Genomic DNA, 5,348 nt, shown 5'->3' with positions numbered 1-5,348 from the left:
CCTGCGGCCGCCCCGGGGTGATTGTCGTTTACGGCCCTTGCGGTGCGAAGTGCCGTCGAGGAGCGTCAGCGTCACAGCAGGGCGACCTGGCCGCCCGGGCCCTCCTCCGGGTGGTCGAGGACCGAGGCCGGGCGGCGGGTCCAGCGGGGTGGCGGGGGGACCTCGGGGAGGGCCGCCAGTTCAGGGGCGAGCGCCAGTTGGGCGCGTTCGGCGTCCAGGTCGGCCAGCAGCGCCAGTACGGTGATCAGCTCCAGCAGGTCCGATGTCCACTCCTGGGGCCAGACGGCGGGCCGGATCGCCTCCAGGGTCCCGGGCGCGGCCGGAGCCGTACGGTCCGCGAACCAGAGCTCCAGGACGCGGGAGCCGCTCACCCGGAACGCCCAGGCGCTGCCCGGGACCGGGGAGATCCGGCCATCGCCGAGCGTGAGCGTCTCGGTCTCCTCGTCATAGCCGATCGTCTCGGGGCGCGCGGGGACGGCGGTACGGACGTAGGGGCGGCGCCCGCCGGGCAGCCGGGGCCGGTCCCGGCCGTGGGCCCCGCGCAGAAACACCCGGGTCATCCGGTGGCCGAGCGCCACGCCGTGCTCCCACGCCTCCGGGCCGACCGGGAGCGGAACCCTCGTCCCGGTGGGTGAGGGGTGGGCCGCCGCCACGATCCAGGCGAGCAGATCGAGGGCGGTGACATCGGTTCCGTACCGCTGGGTGAGGGCGGGCAGCAGGCCGGGGGTGAGGTTGGGTTCCCGGCCGCCGGGGCGGCGGAAGAGGGGACGGATCGCGCCGGGGCGCCCGGCCGGGGAGTGGCCGTCGGGGAGCAGCGCGGTCGGCACCACGGCGAGCCCGCCGGGAGTGCCGGGGTGGCCGGTCTCCACGGCGAAGATCTGGTGGGCGTCGGCGACCCGCCACAGCTCGGGGCGGGCCAGATCGAGCAGCCGGTGGTCGGGGATGAGCCAGCGCTGGTCGTAGGGGCCGTGCAGGATCCGGACCGGATCCGGGCAGCGGCCCCTCTCCTCGGCGAGCCCCGCCGTGCCGGTGCGCCGGCCCGGGAGCTGGGTGACGGCGGTACGGGGGGTGCGGGCCCGGGTGGACCCGAAGAGCGCGTCCTGGGCGGCTCCCTCCGCCCGTATCACCGTGTCCCAGCGGGCGGTCAGGGAACCGGCGTCCGGGGCCATCACCCAGGGGCGTCCGGGGCGCAGCGGGCGCACCCCCCACGGCATCAGCTCGTCGAGCATCGGCATGGCGACCATCTTCCCCGACCGGGGACGGGTTCATCCCGGGCCGGGTGCGCAGCCCGCGTCGACGGTGACGGAGAAGGAGAAGCGGTCGCCCCGGTAGCGGATGCGGGCCACGTCGACGACCCGGCCGGCGGTGTCGTAGGTGACACCGGTGTAGTGGAGGATCGGGCTCAGCAGGGGGACCTGGAGGAGTTCTGCGGTGACCGGGTCGGCCAGGGTGGCCTCGACGGTGTCGGTGATCCTGCTGATGCCGACCCCCACCGCGTCCCGCAGCACCTTCGTCATCGGCCAGCGGCACAGATCGTCCAGGTCGATCCGGGCGGCGATCTCGGGGCGTACCGCGTTCTCGGCCCAGTTGGTGGGTTCGCCGCTGTCGGCGTCCCGGCGCAGCCGCCGGAAGGTGACCACCTCGGGCAGTCCGGGGTAGAACTCGGCGAGTTCGGCGGGGAGCGGCCCCGGGCCGTGGCCCAGGACCGTGGTCAGCTCCCCGGACTGCTGGGCGACGATCGCGTCGATCGAGCCGAGCAGCCGCCGGGGGGCGCCGCGCCGGGCGCCCGGTTCGATGAAGGTGCCCCGGCGGCGGTGGCGGCTGATCAGGCCCTCCTCCTCCAGTTCCTTCAGCGCCTGGCGCATGGTGAGCACACTGACGCCGTAGTGGGCGGCGAGCTGTTCCTCGGTCGGGAGCCGGAGCGAGGACTCGGGGGCGCGCCCGAGTATGGAGGCGCGGAGCGACTGCGAGACCTGGTACCACAGCGGCAGCTTGCGGTTCAGGACCAGGGAGTCGGGAGCGAAGGAGGAGGTCACCAGGACTCCGTATCAGGGCATGAAACGACGCTCAAGACCCTGCCACACATCGTCGTACCCCCGCTGGAGATGGGGTGCGTCGGCCGCCTGGGCGGTGGTCGTCAGCGGCCAGCGGGTCTCGAACATGAAGGCGATCCCGTCGTCGATCTTCTGGGGGCGCAGGTCGGCGCTGCTCGCCCGGTCGAAGGTCTCCCGGTCGGGCCCGTGCGCGGACATCATGTTGTGCAGGGAGCTGCCGCCGGGGACGAACCCCTCCGCCTTGGCGTCGTAGGCACCCTCGACCAGGCCCATGTACTCGCTCATCACGTTCCGGTGGAAGTAGGGCGGGCGGAAGGTGTCCTCGCCGACCAGCCAGCGGGGCGCGAAGACCACGAAGTCCACGCCCGCGAGGCCCGGGGTGTCGGACGGGGAGGTCAGCACGGTGAAGATCGAGGGGTCGGGGTGGTCATACGAGATCGTCCCCATCACGTTGAAGCGGCGCAGGTCGTAGACGTAGGGCACATGGTTGCCGTGCCAGGCGACGACGTCGAGGGGGGAGTGGTCGTAGGGGGCGGACCAGAGGTTGCCGCAGTACTTGGTGACGACCTCCACCGGGTCGCTCGGGGTGGCCCCGGTGGCCCCGGTGTCTTCGTAGGCCGCCGTCGGGGCGAGGAAGTCCCGGGCGTTGGCGAGCCCGTTGGCGCCGATCGGGCCGAGGTCGGGGAGGGTGAAGGGGGCGCCGTAGTTCTCGCAGACATAGCCGCGCGCCCGCTCGTCGAGGAGTTCGACCCGGAACCGGACCCCGCGGGGGATCAGCGCGATCTCACCGGGGCGGGCGGCGAGCGCCCCCAGCTCGGTGACGAGCAGCAGCCCGCCGTGCTCCGGCACGATCAGCAGCTCGCCGTCGGAGTCGCTGAAGACCCGGTCCATGGCGGCGTTGGCGTGGTAGAGGTGCACGGCCATCCCGACGCGCTGGGCCGCGTCCCCGTTGCCGCCGAGGGTCCACAGGCCGTCGAGCCAGTCGGTGCCGGGTGCGGGCTTGGGCAGGGGATTCCAGCGCAGCCGGTTGGGGTCGGGGACGGTCTCGGTGAAGGGCGCGGTGCGCAGGGCGCCGTTGCCGGTGCGGCGCAGGGGCGGATGGGCGGCCGAGGGGCGGATCCGGTAGAGCCAGGTGCGCCGGTTGTGGGTGCGGGGTTCGGTGAAGGCGGAGCCGCTGAGCTGCTCCGCGTAGAGGCCGAGGGGGGCGCACTGGGGGGAGTTCCGTCCGAGGGGGAGGGCGCCGGGGATCGCCTCGGAGCAGTGCTGGTTGCCGAAGCCGGGGGAGTGGTTCAGCTGGTTCGCCCTCTTGCGTGCCTGGTCGATGTCGTTCATGGTCCGCTCCCGCTAGGCCGAAGGAATCCTATGGTCAACCGTAGGATTGCGGAGGTGAGCCGTCAACGGCCCGCGCGACGTGTCTCCGGTGCCGTCTCCGTCGAGGGGTGGGGGGCCCGAGGGTGGTCGTATGGCGGCGGGTGTACGTCCGCGACGGGGTGGGAAGGCATCCGCGACGGGGCGGGAGGTGCGCCTGGGGAAGGTGTGACGGAGGCGCCCGGATCGGGGCCGCGTGGCCCGCTGACCGCGCCCGATCTAGCAGATATGTGCTGACCTGGGGTTTTGCTCGTATTGCTCACACGTCAACATCTTGTTAACAGGAATTCACGGGACCTAACGTCATCCGGACCGCCGCTCCGGTGGGAGTTCAAGGATGAACGTTAGGTGTCCCCCATGCTGACAATCCTCGGCTTCGCCATGATCGCGACCTTCCTGGTCCTGATCATGATGAAGAAGATGTCGCCCATCGCGGCGCTGGTCCTCATCCCCGCACTCTTCTGTGTGCTGGTCGGCAAGGGGGCCCATCTCGGTGACTACGTCATCGAGGGCGTCGGCAACCTCGCCCCCACCGCCGCGATGCTGATGTTCGCGATCGTCTACTTCGGCGTGATGATCGACGTCGGTCTCTTCGACCCGATCGTCCGGGGCATCCTGCGGTTCTGCAAGGCCGACCCGATGCGCGTCGCGGTCGGTACGGCGCTGCTGGCCGCGATCGTCTCGCTGGACGGCGACGGCTCCACCACCTTCATGATCACCGTCTCGGCGATGTATCCGCTCTACAAGCGGCTGGGCATGAGCCTGGTCGTCATGACGGGTATCGCCGCCACCGCCAACGGCGTGATGAACACGCTGCCCTGGGGTGGCCCCACCGCCCGCGCGGCCACCGCGCTCAAGCTGGACGCGGCCGACATCTTCGTGCCGATGATCCCCGCGCTGCTGGTCGGGCTGCTCTTCGTCTTCATCCTCGCCTACGTCCTCGGTCTGCGGGAGCGCAAGCGCCTCGGCACGCTGACGCTGGACCGCGTGACGGAGCCGGAGCAGGAGACCGTCCTGGTGACGGCCGGTGGCCCCGGTGACCCGGTCAAGGGCGGCGCGAAGTCCGGCAAGGGCGGCAAGGGTGCCACCGCGACCGGTGGCGGCGCGGGCACGACGGACACCGACTCCGCGGACGACGCGGCCGACGACGGCTTCCAGGGCCTCGACCCCAACCGTTCGACCCTGCGCCCGCGCCTCTACTGGTTCAACGCCGGACTCACCATCGCGCTCCTCACCGCGATGATCATGGAGCTGCTGCCCATCCCGGTGCTCTTCCTGCTGGGTGCGGCCCTCGCCCTCACCGTGAACTACCCGAACATGGCCGAGCAGAAGGAGCGGATCGGCGCCCACGCCGAGAACGTGCTCAACGTCGCGGGCATGGTCTTCGCCGCCGCCGTCTTCACCGGAGTCCTCACCGGCACCGGCATGGTCAAGAGCATGGCGGACTGGCTGGTCGAGACCGTCCCGCAGGGCATGGGCCCGCACATGGCCATCGTCACCGGCCTGCTGAGCCTGCCGCTCACCTACTTCATGTCCAACGACGGCTTCTACTTCGGTGTCCTGCCGGTGCTCGCCGAGGCCGGTGCCGCCCACGGCGTCTCCCCGCTGGAGATCGCCCGCGCCTCCCTCGTCGGCCAGGCCCTGCACATGTCCAGCCCGCTGGTGCCCGCCGTCTACGTCCTCGTCGGCATGGCCAAGGTCGAGTTCGGCGACCACACCCGGTTCACCGTGAAGTGGGCGGCCCTGACCTCCCTGGTGGTTCTCGCGGCCGGAGTCCTCTTCGGCATCATCTGACGCCCGGGGGGACACCGGACGCGACGCGGGACCGCAACGCCTCCGGACGGACCGTCTGGACTGGAACGCCCGGACGGACCGTCTGGACGGGAGGCTGGGACCGAAGGACGACGGCCCGCCGCGAGGGAGAGG

4 protein-coding genes are annotated in these 5,348 nt (G+C 71.7%); 1 reads left to right on the top strand and 3 read right to left on the bottom strand.

Annotation, left to right across the window (positions count from 1 at the left end):
* Window positions 1-71: 71 nt before the first annotated feature.
* Genes ACFVIM_RS32380 through hmgA form a run of 3 tightly spaced genes read right to left on the bottom strand, consistent with a single transcriptional unit; the run spans window position 72 to window position 3,386 of the window.
* On the bottom strand, window positions 72-1,235 hold the full coding sequence (locus ACFVIM_RS32380; RefSeq protein WP_384309109.1) for a type ISP restriction/modification enzyme: 1,164 nt from the start codon (window positions 1,233-1,235) through the stop codon (window positions 72-74).
* 30 nt (window positions 1,236-1,265) lie between these two features.
* Window positions 1,266-2,036, bottom strand: a complete 771-nt coding sequence (locus ACFVIM_RS32375) for a GntR family transcriptional regulator (protein WP_384309107.1) — start codon at window positions 2,034-2,036, stop codon at window positions 1,266-1,268.
* A gap of 12 nt (window positions 2,037-2,048) precedes the next feature.
* Window positions 2,049-3,386: a homogentisate 1,2-dioxygenase gene (hmgA, locus tag ACFVIM_RS32370; protein ID WP_384309105.1), complete on the bottom strand. Its 1,338-nt coding sequence runs from the start codon at window positions 3,384-3,386 to the stop codon at window positions 2,049-2,051.
* A 393-nt stretch (window positions 3,387-3,779) separates the two neighbouring features.
* Here hmgA and ACFVIM_RS32365 point away from each other — a divergent pair, with 393 nt between their 5' ends.
* A complete protein-coding gene (locus ACFVIM_RS32365; protein WP_384309102.1) occupies window positions 3,780-5,216 on the top strand; it encodes a CitMHS family transporter in 1,437 nt (478 codons plus the stop codon).
* The last annotated feature ends 132 nt before the right edge of the window (window positions 5,217-5,348 follow it).

Source organism: Streptomyces sp. NPDC057638 (assembly GCF_042800315.1).
Lineage (GTDB): Bacteria > Actinomycetota > Actinomycetes > Streptomycetales > Streptomycetaceae > Streptomyces.
The sequence above is the reverse complement of the archived record's forward strand: the minus strand, read 5'-3'. Positions and strand labels throughout refer to the sequence as shown.